Source organism: Maribacter litoralis, from assembly GCF_902506355.1.
In the GTDB taxonomy this organism is placed as follows: domain Bacteria; phylum Bacteroidota; class Bacteroidia; order Flavobacteriales; family Flavobacteriaceae; genus Maribacter; species Maribacter litoralis.
Genome location: NZ_LR733271.1, coordinates 2,250,625 through 2,276,833 on the forward strand (window position 1 = coordinate 2,250,625; position 26,209 = coordinate 2,276,833).

The window sequence follows — 26,209 nt, forward strand, 5'->3', positions numbered from 1 at the left end:
TCAATAAAAAATTAACTCAAAACTATTATGAGAGGTTTCACTCAAAAACCTAACGTAATTGTTATTATTCGACATCCCACCAAACTCTAGTGGTAAGAACATCTGGTCCTTGAGCGGCTATTGCAGCGGCATAGTTATCAGGATTATTACTTTGTTCGCTTTCAGAATATGTAAGTCTTCTTGGTATCGTACCATTAGTAACATTACCCGGGTAGTTTACCGGTGTAAGTGTTGGGAAACCTGTTCTTCTCCAGTTAGAGAAAGATTCATATTCATTTAAGAAAGTTGCTGCCCAATATTGGGTGTTGATCTGCTCTAGTGCATTAGCTGAATCATATGGGTTGGCAGCAAGATAATCTGCAATGGCAGCATCGGCAATAATACCACCTTCACCGTATAATGATAATTGTTTCATCGCCGCGGTTACTCCGTTGTTGTAATGTGTTTCTGCATCACCTGCAAGACCCCATCTTACGTTTGCTTCGGCAAGCATAAATTCTACCTCTGCGTACGTTTGAAAAATCATAGGTGCGGTTTCAGAAGTTATTAAAAGGCGATTAGGCTCAGAGTAGTCGTTTAAATTGCTGAAAAGATTATCAAGATCGACATCTTGCTCTTGTAGCATAGGAAGATCCTGGCCATTCGACAGACCTCTTTGTGCGTCTGGATCTAGTCTTTCCTCCACCGTTCTATCTTCTCTATAATCCTCTATGAATAGACCAGGGTTCTCGGGATCTTCTTTAAAAATAATTTTCTGTGCCGGTAACGAAGCCAATACGGTTAACCTAGGGTCGTTTGCATCTTTAAGTAAATTAATGAACGTATCACTCATTCTAGGGTTTGGGTCAGCCATAAACACTTCGCCAATTCCATTTTTGTTATCCGCATCGTGTTGCAGATAAAAGATATCTTCATTAGATGTCATGACACCTCCGTCGATCGCTTTTGTAACCCATGCTTGTGAAGCTGTAGGGTCTACTTTAATTAGCCTAAGACCTAAACGTAACATTAAGGAGTTAGCTAACTTTTTCCATTTTGCTTGATCACCATTATAGATGACATCTGCAGTACCAAATTCAGATACTCCAGTACCCAATGCAGCAGAAGCTTCTTCCAGTTCGTTCAATAAATCTGGGTAGATTTCGCTTTGCGCATCATATTTAGGAAGAAGAATACCTTCTATAACTGCTTTACCTGCTTCACTATACGGTACATCGCCATATAGATCGGTAAGCCTTGAGTAAGCAAATACACGTAATATTTTTACGATAGCCTTCATTTCTTCTGGAGCTTCTTCCTCTTCTAATTGGAAGGTCAAATCTTCAATCGATTTAATGGCATTCTCGTAATAGCGATCTAATAAAGATGAAGCATAACCTTTGTTCCACGTATATTTATCTCCACTCCAATAACCAGCAGTTGTTGCCACATGTTGCATCATGGTAGATTGATAGATCATACCAGCTCTCCAGTTGTCATATCTTTCACTAGATATAAATTTCATCACCGCTGTTAGCTTATTGCCCGCAGCAACTTGGGTAGGTTTTGTTGGATTCACATTCAAATCTTCAAAACCATCATCACATGCACCTACAGAAAGTAGTGCAAACATTAGTATATATATTGATTTTTTCATAGTTCTCTTTTAAAACTTTACATTGATAGTTAGACCGTAACTTCTAGAAGAAGGAACTCCAAAATATTCCAGACCTTGAGAGTTTCCAACAGTGTAAGCACTTTCTGGGTCAATATTATCTACACTTCTTTTTATGTAGAATAAGTTAGAAGCGATAAGTGATACATTAACATTGGTTAAAAATACATTGTCTAGGGCTTTCTTTGGTACGGAGTAACCCAAGCTTAATTGTCTGAATTTAATATAATCAGAGTCTTCAACGAATTCTTCTGCGATATCTGCAATTTCACCATAATAGTCAGCTAAATTTTCTGGTGCAACTGTCGTTGTAAATGCAGCTCCAGATTGGTCAACACCAGATACGGTCAACCCATTTTCTCTGCCTTCTAATGTGTTTTTATGTAGACCATTACCATATAGGATCGTGTTGGTGCCAGAAAATATCTGTCCGCCAAACTTTCCGTCGATCAAAAAGTTCAGATTAAAGTTCTTGTAAGTAAATGAATTTGAAAAACCTAATGTCAATGGTGGTACACCTTCACCTAAAATCTTACGCTCTCCTTCAACAGCTCTTGGTACACCATCATCACCTACTTCATAAACTATAGTCCCGTTATCATCACGCTCGTAAGAAACACCAACTATAGAACCATAGGTTTCACCAACAATATGGGTAATTCTTACGTTCTGTGTTCTTGGTTCATCAAGGTTAATATCAGAGTCAACATCGTCAGTAGCAACTACCAGGCCTTCATTATAAGCACCATTTACGGTCATATTCCAAGAGAAGTCGTCTGTTCTAATGGGCGAACCACTAATTAAGAATTCAACACCCTCATTGGTTACCTTACCTAAATTTGCGCTAGCACCGTTATAACCAGAATACGTAGATGTTGATACATTTACAATATCATTTGTTGTTTCATTGCTATAGTAAGCAACATCAAAAGATAGGCGGTTGTTAAAGAACCTCATATCTAAACCAACTTCCGTTTCGCTTTTACTAAAAGCAACTAAATTGGCATTTGGAACGGTACTACCGGAAACTCTACCTAATGGCTGACCGTTAATAGGGATTCCGAAAATTTCATAGTTCAAAGCCAAAGAGTAAGGATCTTGAGCACCACCTGCAACTTCAGAATAACCACCTCTTAATTTTAAGAAGCTAACGAAAGAAGGCATGTTAAAAGCATCCGATAATATCAAACTACCATTAACTGAAGGGTAGAAATCATCATTAGGAGTAGCCTTACCCGGGAAGGATAATGTAGAGAACCAGTCATTTCTACCTGTAAAGGTAACATATGCCCAACGGTCATAAGATAGTTCTAATGAACCATATACAGAACCAATTTTTCTTTCTGAATATTCTCTGCTACGAGATTGGCTAACTGTATTACCTATGTCTTCTAAACCTGGAACAATAAAGTCATTACCGCCTAAATATAGATTTTCAGATTTAACGTGGTTATTGTTAGCACCTACTAATGCAGATATGGCAAACTTATCTGTAATATCTTTTTCGGCGGCTAATATTAAATCGGCATCAACTTGATTATATCTTCTTTCTTCTTCGTTAATGCCACCTAAGGGTTTGTAAGCTGTACCAAATGGTTCTACTGATGTTCTTCTAATAATATCATTATCTATACCAATTCTACCGGTTAACGATAACCAGTCTAAAATATCATAACGAAGCGATGTAGATGCAATTATTCTGTTTCTAATATCTTCATTGTTGAAATTATAGGCCGCAAAATATGGGTTTGTGGAAAATGTGTTATTAGAGAATTGTCTCTCAGTACCATCAGGATTTGTAGATGGCTGTAACGTAGTTACATCGATGTTACCTGGCAGCAAAGCCACTGAAAAGTTTGCATTACCAGGAGAATCTGAAAGTCGTGGTCTGTTTTTAACCTTTTCTATAATGTACTTGGCATTTACGCTGCTCGTTATCTTTTCTCCTAATATTGCACTAGAATTGAAAGAAAAAGATTTTCTGTTTAAGCCGGCATTTGGTAGTACATCTGAATTATCTAGATTTGATGCAGAAAGTCTATAGGTCAAATCTTCTTTGGCACTGGTTATTGCAACCGTGTTAATAAAAGTAGATCCGGTTCTATAGAATTTGTCAACGTTATTACCTACATAAGAGTAAGGTCTTGAAACACCATCGAACTGAGTTGAATTTACACCATCATAAGCTTCTCCCCAAGAAGAACTACCTGCCTCTAATGCGGCACTTTGTGAAGAGGGTCTTACACCTCTAACACCTTGTCCATATTCAGTTTGAAAATCTTGTAATGAAGTGTCTACTTTGTCAAAAGTTACAGAGCTACCCAATTCGATGCCAAAACCTTCTTGTCCTTTACCAGATTTTGTGGTTACGATAATAACACCACCTGCAGCACGAGAACCGTACAGTGCAGATGCCGCACCACCTTTAAGTACAGAAATGGATTCAATATCATCTGGATTTAAACTTGAGATACCATCACCACCATCTGATCCACCCCATAAACTGGCTGAACCATTATTGCCGTTACCGATCGGAATACCATCTACTACATAAAGTGGTTGGTTGTTACCAGATAATGAACTTGCACCTCTAATTACAACTCTACTGGAACCAGCTGCACCGGTAGCATTTTGAGAGATGTTTACACCGGCTATTTTACCTTGTAAGGAGTTAATGGCATTTGGTGTCTTGATAGTAGAAATTTCTTCAGCATCAACTTCCGTTAAGGAGTATCCTAATGCTTTGGTTTCTTTACGAATACCTAATGCGGTAACTACTACTTCGTCTAATTCACTGGCATCTTCTGCTATTGAAGTATTGACGGTAGATCTACCGTTAACACCAACTTCTTTGGTCTTATACCCTAAAGAGGAGAAAACCAAAGTTGCATTTGCATCAACGTTGATTGTGTAATTACCGTCGAAATCAGTAGAAGTTCCGTTTGTTGTGCCTTTTTCAACAACGTTGACACCTGGCAAAGGTATACCGGTATCGTCTGTGACAACACCAGAAACGCTTTTACTTTGACCTATTACCACCTGAAAAAAAAGCAGTAATGCAACGGTCAAAAAACTTGAGATTGTTCTGTTCATAAATGATTGAGTTAAGTTAGTTTGTATAAAATACTGTCATAAGTTGAACCATTCCCCACTCAATCATTAAAAATTTCGACAAATAACTGTTGTGAAAAGCTTAACAACGTGTTAACAAAAAGAAAATTTTTACTAATGAAACAATTCTTAAGGGTTTTGTAATGCCCTAATAACCTGCCATTGTTCATCTGTAATTGCTGGTCCGTCAAAAAAAGAGACACCATTTGCACCATTGCTTTTTGCTTGATGAATAGCTTCTTTAAGTTGATTAACAGTCATTTCTGGAACATAAATACCCGTGTGTAATTCTGTGTCTCTACCTTCTAAATCTGCTACACCTTGTTTTGTGGCATAACCGATCCAATCTATTTCTTCGTTATAGAATTTATTGTAGATCATAGGTAAAACGGCATCTACTTTCCATTTGTCCCAACGTTGGCGTACCATATGGTCTGCCATTTCTGGATAGGGGAATACAGCGGCCGTTAGTATTTTGCCGTTTTCATGGGTGATTTTATATGCCTCATCTACAATCGATTTTATTTTATTTAGGCGGAAATTTTTCCATTCCATATCTATTGCAGGATTTGTAAAGTCCTTTGGGTTTTTATGGTGTATTTTTTCAAATTCCGCTGTACAAACATCACAGTAGCAGAAATCATATCTAGGCAATTCTGTCTCCTGTTTTAAATCATATTTTGGTAGCAGTCCAATAGGAAGAAAAATATCTGAATATCGTATATAATCTAAATGATAGCTAGCTACGCCTTCTACTTTAGATAAACCTTCTATTAAACCAAGAATATGTTCGCGAGATTCTTTTCGGGTCGGGCAAAGCCATTTGTAATAACCCACATAAGGTGGTTCGTCATAGCAAGATTTTCCATCCCTACTTACGGCATACCACTCTGGGTGCTGCTCTGCAACCTTATCACCTGGGCGGTTCATGGTAAACATCCATGCATGTACTTCAAGATCATGCTTTTTGGCTATAGGTACTAAACGGGCCAGTAATTCTGGATCACCATAGGTGTTGATTAAAATGGCGTCCAAACCATTTTCTCCATATTTTTTAAACTCTTCATCAAATGATTCGTCTGTTCTAGATTTGTCAGCTGTGGTCCATGTCCAAAGTTTAAAATTTGATTCTTTGGTTGTAGTTGTACTATTTGTAATAGTTTCTGTTACCTCTTTTTGTGGTTTGTTTTCACAGGAAACAATGAGTAATGGAATAAAAAGTGTTAGAAAGTGAAAGAATTTAGTTGGTTTGTTCATGGTAGGTTTCAAATTTTCCGTCGGTATGTATAACTAGTTGATTATTTGTGAAAGGACTTTTTACCCAAATGTCGAAGCCAAAATTATTCTTTTCTAAAACCGCAATGACTGGTTTTCCCTTTATTATTTTAGCTTCTCTTTGAAGTTTTCCGTTTTTAAGGTTCCAGCCTTGTTCATTTTTGTTCTTGACGTTTCTGTACAATTGGTACATATACCATTTTATATGTTCGTCTTCGGGAATAGTAAATGTTTTAGAATCATCTTTGCTAAAGAATACATAGCCCCAATGTTCTGGCTCGTGCATATTTATTACCCCTTGTGGAGACCAGACCCAATTATATTCTGGTAAGAATTTCCCGTTTGAATCTTTCTTTCTGTAATAGTTGCCGTTCTTTAAATCAAAGTCCCAGTTAACCCTAGAAAAGTTGATCCTCCAAAATTCATTTTCTGGTACTTTGGTAGTACCGCCCGGGGCTGTGGTAAATGACCATGGAATGGCTATTTCAATGTTCCACCCTTTATCTATGTCAGATGAGTTATTTAATGTACCATTTATATCCACGGCTGTTTTAATTCCCTTAAAATCCCATCCATCCATAATATACCCATGATTTCTATAGGGTTTTGATAGGTACAGATCCCAAATGGTATTTAGGGCATTCATCTCGAATTCATAATAATTATGGGTATCACCATCTGGATCTATAAATATTTCAAAATCATTGTTGTAGAAGATAATGGTGTCTCTTTGCTTTAAGTTGGCCCAAACATGGGGCTCTTCAAGCTGTGCAAAAAAATACATGTACTGTTGGTCCCATAACATTTTAAACATTGTAGGGTAAGTAGGTTTTTTAATGCCTTCTATATCAATGAAGTTACTTGACCAGTTAGCAGACTGCCATGCATCTTCGTTCATTTTACCATCAATTGAAATATATTCAGTTGTGTTTACTGCTATATAGGTACGTGGTGTTTCTTGAGCTACCAATGATATTGCACCAAGATAGATGAGAAACAATAGTAATGCTATGGCTTTCTTTGTTTTTAGTGATTTTTTATCGGTTATTTCCATAGCCTAATATTTTGGTCTGTTCTTGTTGTGTAACTCATAACCTAAAGAATAGGGAAAATAGAAGCAATTAATTAGGCTAACTTCCATATTTAGCAGTGCTAGGTACCAAAAACAGTATTGCTGTATAAAGCTTTGCCTTTTATTTAGATTTTTAAAATGCGCTTTTGCTCAAGTTGTTTTAACTACATTTAGCAATAATTAGCTTTTATGGCTATTCTGAGATTATTGTTGAATATTTTTAAAATTCTTCGTAAACTGAATATTTTTAGCCTAACAACTAAAGATTGTTGCCCAACGTCATAATAGGGCAGAATAAAATTAGTGTTTGCAGCCTATGGATATTAGATTAATGAAGTTTTTGAGAAGGCCCAAATTTTTTGGTACCAGTGAGATCAAACCTTGGCACCATATTTTATTTTGGTCGGTCTATTTTGTCTTCAATACTTTTAGGTGGACGTTTATACATGACGATTTCTTACTCTCTTTACGAACTAACCTTATCGGTTTTCCTATTCATATGTTTTTGGCATATTTAAATGCCTATTACCTAATGCCCAAGTTTATTTATACAAAGAGGTATTTGGAGTATACGGTGTATATACTGCTATCATTGTTTATAATGCTTTTGGTGAAATATAATCTTACCTATTATTTGGTGAGTACAGATGTAATGCCAGAAGGTCCAGAAGTTATCAATACCCTTACTATTGGCTATGCCGTGCAAACTATGATAGGCGAAGTATATGTAATATCTTTCTTTACGGCGATAAAACTGACTATAGATTGGTTGAGGGAAAGTAGTAAACTACACGATTTAGAGAAGCGACAACTTAAGACAGAACTTCGCTTTTTGAGGTCGCAGGTATCACCCCATTTTTTCTTTAATACATTGAATAATATTTATTCATTGACCTTAGAAAAATCTGATCAAGCCCCAGAAGTAATTTTGAAACTCTCGGAACTAATGCGCTATTTACTATACGCAACGAAGAAACAGAGGCAAGATTTAACGAGTGAAATTAATTGTATTAGAAATTACATAGATTTGGAACGTATTAGGTTCGATGATTCGCTGAAGATAGATATGAATATATCTGGTAATCTAGATAATTGTAAAATACCACCAATGCTATTGATTCCCCTTATTGAGAATTGCTTTAAACATGGGGCTAGTAAGAATATAGGGGATATGAAAATTAAGATTGATGTAAAGGTTGATGATGATTGGATGGATTTTAAAGTGTCCAACTCTATTCCACTTGTAAACAAAGAATACGTATACCCTGTAAAAAGAGGAGGCATAGGTCTTTCTAATGTCAAAAAAAGGTTGGAGCTGGGGTATGTGAAGAACGAATATGATTTAAAGATTTTCGAGGAGGATAAAATGTTCAATGTGTTTTTAAAGCTTAAGGTAATATGATTTTAAAAGTAATAGTAGTAGATGATGAGCCATTGGCGGTAAATGTGATTAAGAACTATATACTGAGGGTGAAAGAATTGCAGCTGGTCGGTACTTTCTCCAATGCTTTGGATGCATCTACTTTTTTAAGGGATAACGAGGTAGATATTATGTTCTTGGATATTAATATGCCTTATTTGGACGGATTGGAGTTTTTAAGCACCTTGCACAAAAAACCTTTTGTAATTATGACAACCGCCCATGAAGAGCATGCCTTAAGGAGTTTTGAACTGGAGGCTATTGATTATTTGGTGAAACCAATTTCATTACCTCGTTTTTTTAAATCGGTTGACCGTATCATCGGTCTTAAGAAAATAGGCAATAACGGTGGTGCTGATAAAGATGAGAAGCCTTCCATTTTTGTTAAGGTGGATAAAAAGAAATTGCAGAAAATTTATCTTGATGAGATTATGGTGATAGAAAGCCTTAAGGACTATATCAGGATTATTACACCTACCGCTAAATATATTATTCATAGAACCTTAAGTAGCTTTACGGATGAGCTACCTGGTGATAATTTTATTAGAATACACCGTTCGTACACTATAGCCGTTGATAAAGTAAGTGTAGTAGAAGGCAATAGTGTGGAGATTGGGGGTATTAGATATACTATTGGAAGAAGCTATTTAGCCGATGCCAAAAGTAGAATACTCAATAACCTGACGGACTAAAATTTTCTACTAATTTTAGAAATAAATTACGTTGAGCAAGCTATTTAAATTTAAACAATTCAATATTGAACAAGACCGTTGTGCTATGAAAATCGGCACAGACGGTGTTCTGTTGGGTGCTTGGGCACCAATTAAAGGTTTGCCCATATCTATTCTTGATATTGGGGCAGGTACGGGTGTCATCGCTTTAATGTTGGCTCAGAGGAGCAATGCAGAGGTAATTGATGCTCTTGAAATAGATGCTGAAGCCTATGAGCAATGTGTGGAGAATTTTGAACGCTCCCCTTGGGGATATCGACTGTACTGCTATCATGCCGGGTTAGATGAATTTGTTGATGAGATCGATGATGAATATGAATTAATACTATGTAATCCGCCTTTTTATTCTGAAACGGTTGCATCTGGAAATTTACAGCGTGATCAAGCAAGGCAAAATGAATTTCTTCCTTTTGATGAACTTTTAGAAGGCGCTGCCAAATTATTGGCGGAAAACGGAACCTTTGCCACTATAATTCCTTTCAAGGAAAAAGATGCTTTTTTAAATATGGCGGCAGGGCTGGCCTTGTTTCCCTATAAATGTTTGCATGTAAAAGGTAACCCTACGGCAGAAGTTAAGCGGGTGCTGTTGGCATTTTCTAAAGAACAAAAAGACTGTGAAACTTCTGAATTGATCATTGAAATTGAAAGACATCGGTATACTACTGAATATGTAGACTTGACAAAAGATTTTTATTTAAAAATGTAACTTTAGCGTTGCTTATTGTTATATTTCTTTATTTATCTTTGAGGAAAGCTTTGTTATGAGACCAGATTTATTTGAAGCACCAGACTACTACAATTTAGATGATTTACTTTCTGAAGAGCATTTGCTAGTTCGCGATGCTGCACGCCAATGGGTGAAAAGAGATGTATCTCCTATTATTGAAGAATATGCCCAAAAGGCAGAATTCCCCAAACAGATTATTAAAGGTCTTGCCGAAATTGGTGCCTTTGGTCCTTATATACCCGAAGAGTATGGTGGGGCTGGTCTAGATCAAATAAGTTACGGACTCATCATGCAAGAAATTGAGAGAGGGGATAGCGGTGTTCGGTCTACGGCATCGGTACAATCTTCTTTGGTGATGTACCCTATATATACCTATGGTACGGAAGAACAACGTAAAAAATATTTACCCAAACTAGCAACTGGCGAATGGATGGGGTCTTTTGGGTTGACCGAACCCAATCACGGTTCTAACCCAAGCGGTATGGAAACCAAGTATAAAGATATGGGTGACCATTATCTACTGAATGGTGCCAAACTTTGGATTTCCAATTCACCTTTCTGTGATATTGCTGTAGTATGGGCAAAAAATGAAGAAGGTCGTATTCACGGATTAATCGTAGAACGTGGTATGGAAGGTTTTACTACGCCAGAAACCCATAATAAATGGTCATTGAGAGCATCAGCAACCGGTGAATTGATTTTTGATAATGTAAAGGTGCCGAAAGAAAACCTATTGCCAAACAAATCTGGATTGGGAGCACCATTAGGTTGTTTGGATTCTGCAAGATTTGGAATTTCTTGGGGAGCTATAGGTGCCGCTATGGATTGTTATGATACTGCTTTAAGGTATGCCAAAGAACGTATTCAATTTGGTAAACCTATTGCCGCAACTCAATTACAACAAAAGAAATTGGCTGAGATGATTACTGAAATCACCAAGGCGCAATTGTTGGCTTTTAGATTGGGACAATTAAAAAATCAAGGGAAAGCTACCTCTGCCCAAATTTCTATGGCCAAACGAAATAATGTGGAAATGGCCATAAAAATAGCACGTGAGGCAAGACAGGTACTTGGCGGTATGGGTATTACCGGTGAGTACAGTATTATGAGGCATATGATGAATTTAGAAAGTGTGATAACGTATGAAGGTACACATGATATTCATTTATTGATTACAGGTGCCGATATTACCGGAATGCCTGCTTTTCAATAACTTAACGGTTTGCTTTAATCGTCGTAACATTAAAAAAAGAAAGGCAATCTATCTTTGGTATGCGCGTGTAAGATGTGTGCATGTTTTTTTAGATATAAGCTATGGCCGATGGAAACATCGGCTTTTTATTGCCGATTCTTCATGGATAAAAATTGGGAGAACCATTTGCCCGAAGCTTTTATAGTTCTTTTTAAAGTTTTAAAATTGATATGTACCAAGCCAAATCTAGGATAATATCCTTCTGCCCATTCAAAATTATCGGTAAAGGTCCAAACGAAATATCCGTGAACATTCAACCCATCTTGTTTTGCTTTTAAAACTTGCTCTAAATAGCGTTGTAAAAAGTGTACACGTTTGGTATCGTTTACGGTATCTCCAGTAAAAGTGTCCTTAAAAGCAGCACCGTTCTCCGTGATTATTATTTTCTTTATTTGGGTATACCCACTGTATTTCTTGATCATATTGTAAATGCTGGGTGGGTAAACTTCCCAATCCATCAACGTAGTTTGTACGTTTCGTTTACTTGCTTTTACAATTTTTGCCCTTATATATGGTACCAGAATACTATATTTTACTTTTTCACGTGTGTAATTCTGAATCCCGATAAAATCAAAATCGAACTTACAATCCTCCATGTCCGATGTTTTAATGTAGGGTTGTAGTTTCTTTAACACTGGAGCGTCTTTTACAGGATAACCTAAGCCTAAAGCCGGTTCAATAAACAACCGGTTCAATAATGCATCAACTTTAATGGCGGTTTTTCGATCTCTTTTGTTCTGTCTATACGGTGTAATTTGAGAGCAGGAAAATGTAGTGCCTATTTCTGCATTGGGCACAGATTTTCTTAGTATTCTGCCTCCTTCGGCTTGGCATAATACAGCATGGTGGGCAGCGGGTAGAAAATTCTTCAACCTTTTTTTGCTAGGAGCATGAACGCCTAAAAAATATCCCGCACCTGTAAAAACCATAGGTTCGTTCAAGACCATCCAATGTTTTACCCTATCTCCAAAAGCGTTGGCACATACTTGTGTAAATTCTGAAAACCATCGTATAATGTTTCTATTTGTCCATCCGCCTTTATCCTCTAAAACCTGTGGTAGATCCCAATGGTATAATGTTACCCATGGGGTAATGCCCTGTTCTAAGCAGAAATTGATGACATTATTATAAAATTGAACACCTGGATCGTTTACAGAGCCAATGCCATTCGGTAGAATTCGAGGCCATGATATTGAGAAACGGTAGTTGTCAATATTCATGGATTTCATCAGTAAAATATCTTCTTTATACTTATTATAGAAATCGCAAGATACCTTTGCATTGTCCCCGTTTAGTATTGCTTTTGGTTTGGTCGTAAAATTATCCCATATAGAAGGTCCTTTTCCATCGGCATTATACGCCCCTTCAATTTGGAAAGCTGCCGTAGAAACGCCCCACGTAAATTTTTTGCCAAAGTCTTGTACGTTCAAAAAGAATTCTTCTTGTTCTCTCAATAGCGTAGGGGCTTTTTAATGTGTTTTTAGAGAGGTCTCTAAAAGTTGGGTTACAATTTGGTCGGTAATATCTGGGTAGTCTACCGGTACAATCGTTTCTGTATTCAGCCAATGTTGTAGTTTGGCCAGGTGTTTTGTTTTTAGGGATTTTATGACGGGTACACCCATATCTGCCAAGGCTGCGGCATTGCATTGTTGTTCATATTGCCCTTTCATTGGTATTACCAGTAGCTTTTTTTGCATATACAGGCTTTCTGCCGGTGTTTCAAAACCAGCACCACATAGTATACCTTTACTGGTGGCCATGCTATGTACAAATGCTTCATTGGTAATAGGCTTTATATGTATGTTCTTTTTAAAATATTCATATGTATTGTGCTTTGAAAAGACTTCCCATTTAACCCTTTTCATCTTACTCAAAAATTTCAGTAATTTCTCATCGCTATATGAAGGTAGGTATACGGTGTAGTGTTCTCCCTTACTAATGGTTGCAGATCGAATATCGCTTCTAATTATTGGGGTATAGATATTAGGTTCATACGATTTAAAATGAAGCCCGAATTGATGACTTGTAGGTGCATAATTATTTAAGATCCATTTACCCATACGATCCTTTTTTTTAGGTTTAGGGGCTAATGTAGAAAGAACTGCCGCTTGGTGGCTAAAGCTGTAACAGGGAATGTTCTTTAATTTACATGCCCACGCCGTAACAGGTTCAAAATCATTAATGATCAAATCATAATCTTCTACCGGTATACTTTTTATCTCTTTTTGTAAACGCATAGAGTTTGCCCTATAGTAGGTTTTCCAAACATCTACGCCACCTTTTTTTCCAAAAATAAAGCTAAGTCCTTTTAACTGGTACTTTACGGGATAGGGCAATTTAATATCTGCCTGTATGCCACTTACTAAAAGGTCTAATGAAACGTTATGTTTTAAAAGTGCCGGTATTACATCTCTGGCCCTGCTTAAATGGCCGTTGCCGGTACCTTGAATTGCGTATAGTATTCTCATTTACTTTGATGGGTCATTCCACTTATTCTAAACTCTTCAAGTAAGCTTTGAAAGAGTTCTGCTTTTTCTAGAACGTAGGTTTCTTCTTTTATGTCTTCTTGGTGGTCAATGGTTAATTGATCTTCAAGATAAGAGTATAGTTTCCATGTGCCGTTATGGTATTCTAGAGCGGTTAAATTTTCTATCCAATCTCCAGAATTTAAGTAGGTAACTTCGCCTTTGTCAGTTTTTATTTTTCGAATTTCCGGTTGGTGAATGTGACCGCAAATAACATAGTCATAGCCATTTTCTATAGCAATATCAGCAGCTATTTGCTCAAAATCGTTAATGAATTTTACTGCGGATTTTACACCGTTCTTTATCTTTTTTGACATGGAAATAGGACCCTTGCCCATTTTCTTGCTAATAAAATTAATGGCTCTGTTCAATAATATTAAAAAGTCGTACCCTTTTGCACCAAGTTTGGCTACCCATTTAGAATGTTGCATGGTTACATCGAACACATCACCATGAAAAATCCAAGCTTTTTTGTCCTCAAGCGGAATCACCATTTTGTTGACAATACCTAAAGATCCCATGCTGTTACCAGAAAATTTGCGCAAAAGCTCGTCGTGATTACCCGTAATATAATGTACAGGTACTCCTTTAGCCACCCATTCTAGTAAAAGCTTAATCACCTTCATGTGAGACTTGGGCCAATAACGCTTGCTAAATTGCCAAATGTCTACAATGTCACCGTTGAGAATAACCTCTTTTGGTTTTATTGATTTTAAATATTTTAAAAGCTCTTTGGCGTGGCAACCGTATGTTCCTAAGTGAACATCAGAAATGACCACAATGTCAACTGGTCTTTTTTTCATAAATAAATGGAAGGTTCCTTAACTAGGAATGTTAAAAAAATAAAAGGGGGCAGAACGACCACAAACTTGGCATGGAGTGCAAGAATGGCAATAGGGAAAGCGGCCAATTCAATAGATTTCATATACTGAAACTTATGACCGTAAAGTTTCAAAAATTATAGCTATAGTAAGGTTACTGCTAACTTATTTTTTAGTTATCAGATTGTTAGGTAATTGAACTTCAGTACTGTATTTGGTAACTATTTCTTTACCAATCGAACTTTGACAGACTTGCTAATGGGTGTCTTGCTTTTGTCTGCAAAATGATTGTATGGCACCAATACATTTGTTTCAGGAAAATAGGAAGCCAAGTTCCCCGAAGGAATATTATAAGGTACGATCTTAAAATTATGTGCGGTTCTTACCTGTCCGTCATACGTGCTGGTAATGTCCACAATGTCTAGCTTATTGATACCTATGGCTTTCATGTCATCTACATTCATAAAGACGACCCTTCTTGCATTATAAACTCCTCTATAGCGATCATCTAAACCGTAAATGGTAGTGTTGAACTGGTCGTGAGAACGTATGGTCATTAACATGTACTCGTCTTTTTCAAGGGTATGTTCCGGTAGTTTGTTAATGGTAAATTGAGCCTTGCCGTTAGGTAACATACTAAAATCCAATTCACGAACATTATTTGGTAAATAGTAACCGGCGCCAACAGACCGTTCTTCTGTTTTGCTAAAGCCTTTGGCTACTTGGTCAATTTGCTTTCTTATTAATTCGTAATCTTCGCTTAAAGATTTCCAGTTCATTGGGTGTTCTTCTCCAAATAACGCATGCCCCATATTGGCAATGATTTCTGGTTCGCTCATTATGGTATCTGCAGCAGGCTTTAATATTCCTTTGGATCTTTTCACCCTTCCCATGCTGTTCTCTACAGTAAAGTGACGAGGTTTACCATTTTTCATATCCTTTTCAGATCTTCCAATGGTCGGTAGAATTAAAGCTGTTTTGCCGGTGATTAAATGAGTACGGTTTAATTTTGTACTGATCTGTACGGTAAGATCACAATTTTGAATACCTTTTGCGGTATATTCGGTATCGGATGCCGCCATTAAAAAATTACCCCCAAGACACATAAATACTTTTGCCTTGCCTTCATACATAGCTTTCAACGTACCTACAACATCTACTCCTTCGTGATCTGGCGGTGTAAAACCTAAGTGCTCTTTAATACGGGCATTCATGTCTTTGTCCACAAAATGCTGAATACCAACACTACGGTCGCCCTGTACATTACTGTGACCGCGAACTGGGCAAGTACCTGCATTTGGTTTGCCAATTGCTCCCTTTAATAAAAGCAGGTTTATGAACTCTCTAATATTCTCTACACCATTCTTATGTTGGGTAAGACCCATGGCCCAACACACGATTATTTTAGATTTATTTGCTAATAAATCTACGGTGTCATTTATTTTTTCTTCGGATACACCTGTGTGACTTAGTAGGTCTTCTGAATTATAATTTTTTAGATCGGCAATCAATGCTTCATAGCCATCTGTATATTTTTTAATGAATGCATGATCGAAAACGGATTTACCTTCTTCTTCTAAGGCAACTAGTTTCTTCAATATCAATTTCACCAATGGGATATCTTGATTGATGTTAACTGGTAAATGAATATCTGCCATGTCTTCACCACCACCGATCCATCCGCCTAGGTTTTGCGGATTTTTAAAATTGACCAATCCTGATTCCTCTAGTGGATTTATACTAATAACCTTACCGCCGTTTTGCTTACATTTTTCTAAAGCCGATAACATTCTTGGGTGATTGGTGCCTGGGTTTTGTCCAACAATCAAAATAACCTCAGCTTCGTATAAATCTTCTAAAGTTGTGGATCCTTTACCGATGCCCAAAGTTTCTCCTAAGGCAACACCACTACTCTCATGGCACATATTAGAGCAATCTGGTAAATTATTGGTGCCTAATGCACGTGCAAACATTCCATATAAGAATGCGGCTTCGTTACTAGATCTCCCAGAGGTGTAAAAAATAGCTTCATCTGGGTTGTTCAGTTTTTTTAATTCAGATGCTATTAAGTCAAAGGCATCTTGCCATGAAATAGGTTGATAATGAACACTGCTCGGTTTTAATACCAATGGTTCTACTAAACGCCCAAATTTATTAAGCTCATAATCTGTTAGTTGAGATAATTCTTCTACGGATTTTTTTTGGAAAAAACTTGCACCAATTTGTTGTGTTGTAGCTTCATCACCAAGTGCCTTTGCCCCATTTTCGCAATATTCGGCAACGGGCGATGGGTGTTCTGGGTCTGGCCACGCGCAACTAGGGCAATCAAAACCGTCTTTTTGGTTCATGCTAAGCAAGGTTCGCATAGATCGTAAAACCCCCATTTCTTTAAATGTATGTTTTAAAGCTTCACGCACACCTAAATAACCAGCGGCATGTGTAATAGGGTCTTTTACTTCAATGTCAAGAAATTCTTCCGATCCTCTAAATGAGACCTTGCGTTCCGTTTTTGCATCCATACCTTAAACTTAGTAAATGTAAAAATAACGGCAGTGCTAGAATGCACTAAAACTGCCTTGAAAATGTTAGAATATAGTAGACTTTAACTCAACTTTGGGTTAGGGTAGTTGTCAGACTGATCTTCAATAGTATTGTCTAAACAGGTAAAATCTTTTTCCAGCAATAAGTAAAGATCATTTCCTGAAGAAGTCTTTAATGTATGGTCGTAGGTGATAATGTCATTTGAAAACCATTCTTCACCTGTTTTTTTTGGCATTTCAAGTACGATGGCATTTTTCTCATAGCTTATGTGTAATTGGTCTATGTCACTATTCAGCACTACGCCATAATTAAATTTTATAGACCCAAAATTAGTACTGTCGTAAATCTTTCCATTTTCAGATAGCGATTTTACTTCTGTTTGAGTAAGTCTAAACCGTACGGAATCACCTTTTATTCTAATTTTCATGGCTATAAATTGAGTTCACAACAAAAATAGCCCATCTGACAACAAAATATAAGGGGTTGACATCAAATTGTTTCTATTATTTAACCTTACCTATATATTTACGATATAATAAAAAACGAAATAAATTTTTTCATTTTCATATAGTGTTCTCGTAAAAGAGTCCGGTCTAAAAAGATCGGACTCTTTTTAGTTTAAGTCAATCAAGGATATAAAAAAAAGCCCATTAAATAGTTTTTAATAGGCTTAGATAAACGTTTGTAAGTTTTATTTCCAAATAGGTGCAGGGTATTTACCTGTATCTGATTTTTCTTTTAAACTGTTCATAGCCTTTTCTTTATCGCTTGCGTAAGTAACACCAAACCAATCTCCACCAGAAGGAATGCATTTAACTTCAATTTCATTGGCCTGTAACATTTCTTGTATCATTAAAGGAATGTAAAGCTCGCTATTTGCAATACGGTCTTCATCTTTCAAGAAAATTCTAAATTCAGATTCTATTTTATCAAAGATAGACGGTCTGCATACCCAAAAGTTCATACTGGCTTGTTCGTCGCCCGTAAATTCTAAATTGGTATCCTCGTCGATTATTTTATCGCCTTGTTGAACAAGTTTTAAGCGCTCTTGTACAGAAATAAGGTTGTCGCCGTTTACTTCGCAAACACCTCTAGATACAGAACCGTGCTCAGACAAGGTATCTTTTAAGGTGTAACCCAATAATGCATATGCACTATCATCAGACTTCATAAAATCAGCTGCTTTTTTGTATGCAGATTGACCATAAAAATCGTCTGCGTTGATTACCACAAAGGGACCGTTGATTACATTTCTTGCCGTCCAAACCGCATGGGCAGTACCCCAAGGTTTCTTACGTTCGCCGGTGAAAGTAACTCCGTCAGGTAAGTCTGTAAGTTCTTGAGCAAGAACGTTTAGCTTAATATTTCTAGGTATTCTTTTAGAAAGATGTTCCTCTAAGAAAGAAACATTCTCTTTTTTGGTGATAACAACAATTTGTTCAAAATTATTTTGAATAGCATCATAAATGGCAAATTCCATTAAGAACTCACCGTTTGGTCCTAAATCATCAAATTGTTTCAGTTTTCCATATCTACTACCGCTACCGGCAGCCATTAAAAGTAATGTCATGATTTTTGTGTTTAAATATCAAAAATATGAAATGCTAATAGAAATTATGGCTCATTTTAGATGTATGATGGTTAAAATTGATAATTAGTTAATATGGATCATCAAGATTTTATAAATTCAAAGTTCAAACAACCACCAAATATGATATCAAGAAGAAAATTTATCAGAAATACATCTATAGCAAGTATGGGTATGGTTACGATACCGGTATTTTCCCATAAAACATTTAGTGCCGCAGATAAACTTAATGTCGGTCTAATCGGGGTAGGTCTGCGAGGAACCAATCATTTACGTAATTTATTGCTTAGAAAAGATGTAAACGTTACTGCTATTTGTGATGTTGATGATAATAGGATTGCCATTGCCAAAAAACATATTGCTGAAGCGAATGGTAAGGTACCTAAAGTATTTGGGGCTAATGATCTTGATTATAAGAATCTTTTGTCTTTAGCAGAGGTAGATGCCGTAATAATAGCAACGCCATGGTTATGGCATACCCGTATGACGGTAGATGCTATGGAAGCTGGTAAGTATGCTGGGGTTGAGGTTTCTGCATCAAATACCTTAGAGGAATGCTGGGATCTGGTGAATACACATGAGCGTACCGCAACACATATGATGATTCTAGAAAATGTGAATTACAGAAGAGATGTTTTGGCAGTTCTCAATATGGTGAAACAGAATGTATTTGGGGAAATGGTGCATTACAGATGTGGTTATCAGCATGATTTACGGCATGTTAAATTTAACGATGGTAAAACTGCTTATGGTAAAGGTGTTGAATTTGGCGATAAGGGTATTTCTGAATCTAAATGGCGTACAGAACATTCTGTAAAAAGAAATGCCGATGTTTACCCAACTCATGGGTTGGGTCCTGTGGCTGTTATGGCAGATGTTAATAGAGGTAATAGGTTTGTGTCTATGACTTCTCATGCATCTAAAGGTATAGGGCTACACAATTATGTTGTAAAGGAAGGTGGAATAGATCACCCCAATGCAAAAGTAAAATTTAAGCAGGGTGATGTAATTACCTCAACCATTAATACAGCAAATGGCGAAACAATAATCATTACACACGACTGTAATTTGCCTAGGCCTTATTCATTAGGTTTTCGTGTACAAGGCGCAAACGGACTCTGGGAAGTGGACGGAAGCCGCATTTACGTGGAAGGTAAGTCTGAACCACATACATGGGATGAAGCTAAACCTTGGTTAGACACTTATGATCACCCCTTGTGGAAAAAGTATGGTGAATATGCCTTAAATGCTGGGCATGGCGGAATGGATTTCTTTGTGCTTAACTCATTTGTTGAATCTGCAAAACAAAACATAGCACCGCCTTTAGATGCATATGATGCAGCAGCTTGGAGTGCCGTAACACCACTTTCAGAGGCATCCATTGCAAATAATGGCGAACCACAAGATTTCCCTGATTTTACTCGAGGACTTTGGATAAAAAGAAAGCCTTACGAATGGATGAAAGAAGCATATTAGAATTTAACTAGCCTTAGCTTCTTTGATATTCTCATTTTTTTCAAATTCATCTGTGGCTATTGTCATTTTCGATTTTTTTTTCCAGATGTTACGTGAAATTTTACGTTCGCGATCAGCTCTAAAGCTGGTAGACTTAATAATATCCGGAGCAAAAGTAACACCTAAAATAATTGCACCTAAACCTAGAAGGGTAACAGGGTTGATAAAGTATTCGCTAAAAGAGAATATCCCTATTATTAAAAGTGTTGAAAAGGGTAGGGAACAAGCTAGAATGTTTAATCCGAAATTAACGTCGAATGTAGGCTTTGGCTGTTCATCTTTTTCTTCCATAGATTGTATTGCACTCATATGGGCAAATGGCCAAAAGCTGCAGGCACTCTGCGGAAATACTACTAATAGTAAAATCATTGCAGGAGTTAAAGCAGGTAAAATATAGGCGAAAACACCACTAAGTAAAAATGCCAGACCCATTCTGCGTAAAAGCATGGAAATAATCAATTTAAATTCCCCCTTGTTTATTCTCACTGCCATACCTATGAATAATAATACTAATGGAGTCATAAGACCTTTAATGCTCAATGCGGTATTTTGAAAGAAGGTAGGCAGGGAAGATAGATCCCATCCAAAACCTAACATGACCAAGCCTATAACAATAACCATATTAATGGGTTCGTTGATCAATGAAATAAAAAGTCCTTTTAATTTACTTTTGGAAGATTCTTGTTTTTTAATAACCGAATTTTTTCGGTACCAATGCATGGCGAGCATGTACAATAAAATTAGAACGAATATTTTATTTCCTATATCGGCAAGAGCGGCTAATGCAAGTGTATCATCACCTAAATAAGCTACTATAAAAGGAAAACATGAAAGACCAGGTGCTGTTGATGGCAACAACATCATTAAGGTTCGCTTTTTGCTTTTTTCTTCTTTATGTAAAGATGCTGCCAAGAAATATTTGGTAGCCGCCAGCATTAAAAGATTAAAAGTTAGGGCAATTAACGGAAATACCAATAAGGTGCCGTTAAGTTCTATTTTTAATAGTGCAACAAAAATCGTTGCGGGCAATGCTACACTTAGTATTAGAACTTTTACACCTTTTAAATCTTGTTTTGCAACTTTTTTTTGTAGTAGTAAACCAAGACCTATGATTAGTATTAATTCGAGGGTTTTCTGTAGAGCAAAATTCATATTTTGAGAAGTTTAGTTTGAGGTAGTTTGGTGTACTATGAATAGTCCTTAGGAGTTGAACTCAGGGTATTTGTGTCAAGGCAATTATCCTTACTGCCAACTCCCGGACTAATTCAAAACTTAAACGAGCACTTTTTCAAGGGCTGCAGTAAACAACTTCATCTCTTCCATGGTACCCATGCTCACGCGGCACCAGTTTTTTCCGTAGATTTCAAAAGCTCTTACACCAACACCTTCGGCGGTCATTTTCTCTAAGAAAGGTTTACCGTCCATTTCGATTGGAAATATGATAAAACTTGTTGACGAGGGGACATATTCAAACCCCAATCTGTCTAGGTTTTCATACACGTATTCCCTACATTCTTTGTTTAATTTTCTAGATTTGTCTTTAAAGGCAACATCTTCCATACTTGCCATGGCTGCGTAAACTGATGGTAATGATATACCCATGCCACCACGTGTAATTTTTTGGATAATGTCTAAAGTTTCTGGTTGTGCCACTACATAACCAACACGTAAACCGGCCATACCCTGTATTTTAGAAAATGTACGGGCAATAATTACGTTTTTACCTTCATTGATAAGTGATACCATACTCTTTTTCGCGGCATCTTCTAAAAAGCCCAAATAGGCTTCGTCAATGAAGATTGGAGTCTTTTCAGATACACGAGAACAGAAATCAACAAGTTCATCATGGTCTGTCATACTACCTGTTGGGTTATTTGGGTTACAGATGTAAACCAACTTGGTGTCTTCATCAACTGCGGCCTCCATTGCAGCTAGGTCATGAGACCAATCTTTTTTCAATGGAATTGGTTTCCAAGTTGCGCCGGTTGCTTCTGCTACTTTAATAAGTGACATATATGCCGGATCAGCAGAAACGATATTTCCTCCGTTTTGAAAGAACACCATAGCCGTTTTTTCCAATAGATCAGATGAACCAGGACCCATCATTATATTTTCTTGTTTAACACCCTCTTCAACCGCAATTTTGTCCATTAACTCATACAGTTCTTTCCAAGCATAACGATTACCTTTTGGTGCATACTCTTGCATTGCCGTAACCGCCATTGGTGATGGACCGTACGGGTTTTCATTTGCATTAAGTTTAGCTGCCAGTGCCAAAGGTTGCATAGGTGCTTGTGGAAGATATTCCTTAAAGAACGGTGTGTAAGGAATATTTCCTTTCGCATCTAAGGATATGGGTTGTGACGGGAAAGCCCCGTAGGTCAAATAAGGTGCTGCCATGACACCTGCTGCTGAAAGAACGCCTTTTTTAAGCCAATCTCTTCTGTTTACTGTTGTTTTCATCTTAGTTCAAGTTTGAAATGTTGGTGATGGGTTGTTTGTTCCTTATAAATAAAGTAACCAAACATCGATTTTATTTATCGATATAAACATGTTCGCTACTATGGTAAATGTTCATGTTTAGTGCTAAACAATATTATTGAATGTTCAAGGATTATGGAAATAGCCTATGCTTACAACGGCTTGTATATACAGGGTGTACAGCTTGTTTTATTGAATAATAGTTAAATTTTGTTTGAAATTATACCGATAATGTAAGAAGTGATTTGTCCACTGTTGAAAATGTGCCGATACGGCATAATTATTCTAAAACTCTCTTTTTATGTATTTGTCAATTTAATTAGAGAATTATAAACAAAACCTCATTTTTAAGCCTTTTTATTGTCATATAATTACTAAAATTTAACTAATTATAAATTAAATTTGTTAAAATGGATTAAAACCTTGTAATAATTCAATGAATATTTCAAATGATTATGAAAAATGAGGAATAAACTTGATCACGTAGATTTCAGTATTTTAAATATTTTGGCCGAAAATGCCCAGACCCCGTACACTGATGTTGCCAAAAAGTTGATTGTTTCTCCAGGTACTGTACACATGCGAATGCGTAAAATGAAAGAGATGGGCTTGATTACCGGGGCTACCTTAAGTCTTGATTATGCAAAAATGGGTTGGAAGATGACCATTTTCTTAGGTATTTTTTTAAGTGAAATCAGCTTATTTAAGAAAGTGATGCAAAGATTGAACGACATTGAGGAAGTGGTGAAAATACACCACGTAACCGGAAAATATGATGTCTTTATAAAAATGCATGCAAGAGATAGTTTTCACTACAAACAAGTCTATCAAGATGAAATACTAAGTATTTCTGGTATACGTGGTATAGAATCTTTTATTTCAATTGAAGAGAATTTGGAGCGCCATATTCAATTCGTGGCAACGGAAGAAAATTAATTATAACAATTTCATTTCGGTAGGATTCCAGTGAACCGGTTGTTTTTTTGAGTAGCTTTCATTGGCAAGTAGTGCCGCACCTGCTGCTCTAAGTCCAAACTTTGGGTCTTGTATAACTTCACCATTGGTTCTAATACTTCTAAAAAAATTGAAAAAATGATCGTAATGCGCCCCTTTGTAATCTCGCGGTGCTTGCCAGGTTGTAGTACCGGTAGCCAAATTACTTATTCGGGTATCTATTTTTTTAGCGGCATATTCTTTTCTTATTTGTGCCTGCATATCTTCGGTAAATGATATCATGGAATATCCACTTGGTTCCATGCCAAGTTTTGAACGGTTTACGGTAACCGAATTCTGCCCTATTTCCATTTCTCCTTCGGTACCTATTAATTTGAATCCGCCTCCACCGCCACTACCAGCAATGAAATTGATACGGAAAGCTGCGTTAAAAGGGGCATGATTTTCCGTTTTTGGGTAGTCATAAAGTGTTATAGAAACATCTGGCACATCTCTGCCGTCTTTCCAATAGCGGAGTCCGCCTGTTGCCATAGCCCTATTTGGACCGTCTGAACTAATCACATAATTTAGGGTAGAGAATGCATGAACGAACAAATCTCCAGCAACTCCGGTGCCGTAATCTTGATAATTTCTCCATCTAAAAAATCGATTGTTATCAAAAGGTACTTTTGGTGCACTTCCTAAAAATCTATCGAAATCTACCGTATCATTATTGGCATCTGTTGGTATAGGGTATTGCCATGCACCTTCAGACGAATACCTATCATTATACATGTCTAACATCACAATATCTCCGATAGCACCATCTTCATAAAGTTCTTTTGCTTTTTCATTCCCTAAAGAGGCCATACCTTGACTTCCTATCTGGCATATTTTACCCGATTTTTTTTGAGCTCTTATAATTTCTTGTCCCTCGTTGAAATTTTGAATCATCGGTTTTTCGCAGTATACATGTTTACCCGCTTTTAATGCGGCAACCGTAATGGTTTGGTGCCAATGATCAGGTGTGGCGATTAAAACGGCATCTATGTCCTTTCTACTTAAAATTTCGCGATAATCTCTGGTTACAAAAATATCTTGACCCCAAAGTTCTTTAGCGCGGTCAAGTCTGCCGGTATACAGGTCGCATGCAGCAACTATTTTTACACCATCAATCTTTAGGGCGGCTTGTGTGTCGTAAATACCTTGAATACCCGACCCTATAAGAGCAATGTTTATTTGGTCATTACTACTATATTGTTCTACTGTATATGCTCTATGTAAAACTTGTGTTTTGTTATTAGAAGCTGATAATATATAAGGAGCTGTACCCAAGGCTGCAGTGGTCAATGATGCCCGTTTGATAAATGATCTTCTAGAGTTCTTTTGATCCATGTTGTTTTAAGTTGTTGTTTGTTGTTAGCTACTAAAAATACCAAATAATTAACCTTGCTACGTGGTCATGTTTGGATAATTTGAATTTATCAATTGTAAAATGACAAGATGTTTTTTTATGTGGTGTAGTTCATCTGTATATTTTGTTAGTTGACAACATTTATGATATAAATGGCAAACAAATTTTCTGGATCACCGTAATTTTGCGTTCGCTTAAAAAGAAAATTTTGTTGAAAGATATATTTATAGCAGCACTTTGGAGTATCTCGCCGTTAGGAGAGGCTAAAGTTGGTATACCCTACGGTCTTTTTCATGGGGTTAATATTTATGTGGTTTTTTTAGTTTGTTTTTTAGCGAATGTTCTGGTATTTCCTATCATGATGTTTTTTCTGAATACGGTAAATACGTATTTGCTTAGATGGCATTTTTATAAAAAGAATGCCCTGTTTGTTGCAAGAAGGGCAAAAACGGGATCAGGTGATAAAATCAAAAAATATGGTTTTTACGGACTCATATTTTTCGTAATGCTCCCTGTGCCAGGCACCGGTGTCTATGCAGGTAGTATTGCCAGTTACTTGTTTAAGATTGAAAGAAAGAAAGCCTTTTTGGCTAATACCATTGGTATATTTTTATCATCGGTCATTGTTTGGGCAACTACTTTGCTGACCATGAAGGGTATGGCATAACCTTGTTGTATTCATATATTCTATTCATTTATTTTGTGGATAACTATACCTTGTTTTAATTTCATTAACAGATTTGGCCTTTTAAATTTGCAGCTTTTTTTGAGCTATGGATACCCTTAAAATTGGTGATAAATTATATAATGTTGAACAGAACGGATTCAACGATTTCGCTAGATATTCCTTTTCTGAAGTAGTGCGACTTACCGAAACTTTGGCGGTTCTAAAAAATGGAGTTCGATTAATCAATAGACCTAAACAATCTTATATTATGGAAGATGTTGGCTATTCGGTTTCTCGTAACAAAGGAACGCATTGGCATATTGTTTCTTTGAAAGCAATTAGAAATGCACAAATAGAAAATGAAAAAATTAAGGTTCATGACTGGTTTGAGAACAAGCAATTTACACTGAAAGAGAAGCAGTATATTTATAAGCTTTTTAAAGGAGAAGAGGACCAATAAAATACAGAAGTGAACATAGTTT

The 26,209-nt window shown here is 36.7% G+C and carries 21 protein-coding genes; 8 read left to right on the top strand and 13 right to left on the bottom strand.

Annotated features, from left to right (window positions below; all coding sequences use genetic code 11):
* Positions 1–64 precede the first annotated feature (64 nt).
* The 4 genes from EXIGUO8A_RS09400 to EXIGUO8A_RS09415 form a co-directional block, all read right to left on the bottom strand.
* Positions 65–1,636: a SusD/RagB family nutrient-binding outer membrane lipoprotein gene (locus tag EXIGUO8A_RS09400; protein WP_159302930.1), complete on the bottom strand. Its 1,572-nt coding sequence runs from the start codon at positions 1,634–1,636 to the stop codon at positions 65–67.
* Positions 1,637–1,645: 9 nt separating this feature from the next.
* Complete coding sequence (locus EXIGUO8A_RS09405) at positions 1,646–4,747, bottom strand: SusC/RagA family TonB-linked outer membrane protein (protein ID WP_159302931.1); 3,102 nt, start codon at positions 4,745–4,747, stop codon at positions 1,646–1,648.
* A 147-nt stretch (positions 4,748–4,894) separates the two neighbouring features.
* Complete coding sequence (locus EXIGUO8A_RS09410; RefSeq protein ID WP_159302932.1) at positions 4,895–6,022, bottom strand: family 10 glycosylhydrolase; 1,128 nt, start codon at positions 6,020–6,022, stop codon at positions 4,895–4,897.
* Positions 6,006–7,094, bottom strand: coding sequence for a carbohydrate-binding family 9-like protein (locus tag EXIGUO8A_RS09415; protein WP_159302933.1), 1,089 nt, complete (start codon positions 7,092–7,094; stop codon positions 6,006–6,008). The genes EXIGUO8A_RS09410 and EXIGUO8A_RS09415 overlap by 17 nt, the downstream gene beginning before the upstream one ends.
* 550 nt (positions 7,095–7,644) lie before the next feature.
* On the opposite strand from EXIGUO8A_RS09415, the gene EXIGUO8A_RS09420 reads away from it, so the two are divergent.
* The 4 genes from EXIGUO8A_RS09420 (at position 7,645) to EXIGUO8A_RS09435 (ending at position 11,203) form a co-directional block, all read left to right on the top strand.
* The gene (locus EXIGUO8A_RS09420) at positions 7,645–8,514 is read left to right on the top strand and encodes a sensor histidine kinase (RefSeq protein WP_236564462.1); all 870 of its coding nucleotides are present in this window, start codon (positions 7,645–7,647) and stop codon (positions 8,512–8,514) included.
* A complete protein-coding gene (locus EXIGUO8A_RS09425; RefSeq protein WP_159302935.1) occupies positions 8,511–9,224 on the top strand; it encodes a LytR/AlgR family response regulator transcription factor in 714 nt (237 codons plus the stop codon). Before EXIGUO8A_RS09420 ends, EXIGUO8A_RS09425 begins: the two co-directional genes overlap by 4 nt.
* 85 nt (positions 9,225–9,309) lie before the next feature.
* Positions 9,310–9,969: a tRNA1(Val) (adenine(37)-N6)-methyltransferase gene (locus tag EXIGUO8A_RS09430; RefSeq protein ID WP_159302936.1), complete on the top strand. Its 660-nt coding sequence runs from the start codon at positions 9,310–9,312 to the stop codon at positions 9,967–9,969.
* 55 nt (positions 9,970–10,024) lie between these two features.
* Positions 10,025–11,203: an acyl-CoA dehydrogenase family protein gene (locus EXIGUO8A_RS09435; protein ID WP_159302937.1), complete on the top strand. Its 1,179-nt coding sequence runs from the start codon at positions 10,025–10,027 to the stop codon at positions 11,201–11,203.
* A gap of 125 nt (positions 11,204–11,328) precedes the next feature.
* On the opposite strand, the gene EXIGUO8A_RS09440 is transcribed toward EXIGUO8A_RS09435, so the two are convergent.
* The 6 genes from EXIGUO8A_RS09440 to EXIGUO8A_RS09465 form a co-directional block, all read right to left on the bottom strand.
* Positions 11,329–12,696, bottom strand: a complete 1,368-nt coding sequence (locus EXIGUO8A_RS09440) for a GH1 family beta-glucosidase (RefSeq protein ID WP_201304112.1) — start codon at positions 12,694–12,696, stop codon at positions 11,329–11,331.
* A gap of 15 nt (positions 12,697–12,711) precedes the next feature.
* A complete protein-coding gene (locus tag EXIGUO8A_RS09445; RefSeq protein WP_159302938.1) occupies positions 12,712–13,710 on the bottom strand; it encodes a glycosyltransferase family protein in 999 nt (332 codons plus the stop codon).
* Positions 13,707–14,570: a UDP-2,3-diacylglucosamine diphosphatase gene (locus tag EXIGUO8A_RS09450; RefSeq protein WP_116770222.1), complete on the bottom strand. Its 864-nt coding sequence runs from the start codon at positions 14,568–14,570 to the stop codon at positions 13,707–13,709. Before EXIGUO8A_RS09450 ends, EXIGUO8A_RS09445 begins: the two co-directional genes overlap by 4 nt.
* A 239-nt stretch (positions 14,571–14,809) precedes the next feature.
* On the bottom strand, positions 14,810–17,107 hold the full coding sequence (locus tag EXIGUO8A_RS09455; protein ID WP_159302939.1) for an FdhF/YdeP family oxidoreductase: 2,298 nt from the start codon (positions 17,105–17,107) through the stop codon (positions 14,810–14,812).
* 83 nt (positions 17,108–17,190) lie between these two features.
* Positions 17,191–17,556 carry a DUF7009 family protein gene (locus EXIGUO8A_RS09460; protein WP_159302940.1) on the bottom strand — a complete coding sequence of 122 codons (366 nt, stop codon included), beginning with the start codon at positions 17,554–17,556 and terminating at the stop codon, positions 17,191–17,193.
* A 264-nt stretch (positions 17,557–17,820) separates the two neighbouring features.
* Positions 17,821–18,699 (bottom strand): nucleotidyltransferase family protein, encoded by an 879-nt coding sequence (locus EXIGUO8A_RS09465; RefSeq protein ID WP_236564463.1) that lies wholly within the window; start codon positions 18,697–18,699, stop codon positions 17,821–17,823.
* Positions 18,700–18,840: 141 nt separating this feature from the next.
* Here EXIGUO8A_RS09465 and EXIGUO8A_RS09470 point away from each other — a divergent pair, with 141 nt between their 5' ends.
* The gene (locus tag EXIGUO8A_RS09470; RefSeq protein ID WP_159302941.1) at positions 18,841–20,193 is read left to right on the top strand and encodes a Gfo/Idh/MocA family protein; all 1,353 of its coding nucleotides are present in this window, start codon (positions 18,841–18,843) and stop codon (positions 20,191–20,193) included.
* Between the two features lie 3 nt (positions 20,194–20,196).
* On the opposite strand, the gene EXIGUO8A_RS09475 is transcribed toward EXIGUO8A_RS09470, so the two are convergent.
* Both EXIGUO8A_RS09475 and EXIGUO8A_RS09480 read right to left on the bottom strand, forming a co-directional pair.
* Positions 20,197–21,384: an AEC family transporter gene (locus EXIGUO8A_RS09475; RefSeq protein WP_159302942.1), complete on the bottom strand. Its 1,188-nt coding sequence runs from the start codon at positions 21,382–21,384 to the stop codon at positions 20,197–20,199.
* Between the two features lie 120 nt (positions 21,385–21,504).
* Positions 21,505–22,695: a pyridoxal phosphate-dependent aminotransferase gene (locus tag EXIGUO8A_RS09480; RefSeq protein ID WP_159302943.1), complete on the bottom strand. Its 1,191-nt coding sequence runs from the start codon at positions 22,693–22,695 to the stop codon at positions 21,505–21,507.
* A 480-nt stretch (positions 22,696–23,175) separates the two neighbouring features.
* Here EXIGUO8A_RS09480 and EXIGUO8A_RS09485 point away from each other — a divergent pair, with 480 nt between their 5' ends.
* On the top strand, positions 23,176–23,649 hold the full coding sequence (locus EXIGUO8A_RS09485) for an Lrp/AsnC family transcriptional regulator (protein ID WP_116770230.1): 474 nt from the start codon (positions 23,176–23,178) through the stop codon (positions 23,647–23,649).
* On the opposite strand, the gene EXIGUO8A_RS09490 is transcribed toward EXIGUO8A_RS09485, so the two are convergent.
* The gene (locus EXIGUO8A_RS09490; RefSeq protein WP_159302944.1) at positions 23,650–25,041 is read right to left on the bottom strand and encodes a Gfo/Idh/MocA family protein; all 1,392 of its coding nucleotides are present in this window, start codon (positions 25,039–25,041) and stop codon (positions 23,650–23,652) included. It abuts the gene before it with no gap.
* 227 nt (positions 25,042–25,268) lie between these two features.
* Between EXIGUO8A_RS09490 and EXIGUO8A_RS09495 the strand changes: the two genes are divergently transcribed.
* Together EXIGUO8A_RS09495 and EXIGUO8A_RS09500 are read left to right on the top strand one after the other, a co-directional pair.
* A complete protein-coding gene (locus EXIGUO8A_RS09495) occupies positions 25,269–25,727 on the top strand; it encodes a COG2426 family protein (RefSeq protein ID WP_116770911.1) in 459 nt (152 codons plus the stop codon).
* Positions 25,728–25,833: 106 nt separating this feature from the next.
* Positions 25,834–26,187, top strand: coding sequence for a pyruvate kinase (locus EXIGUO8A_RS09500; RefSeq protein ID WP_159302945.1), 354 nt, complete (start codon positions 25,834–25,836; stop codon positions 26,185–26,187).
* Positions 26,188–26,209 lie beyond the last annotated feature (22 nt).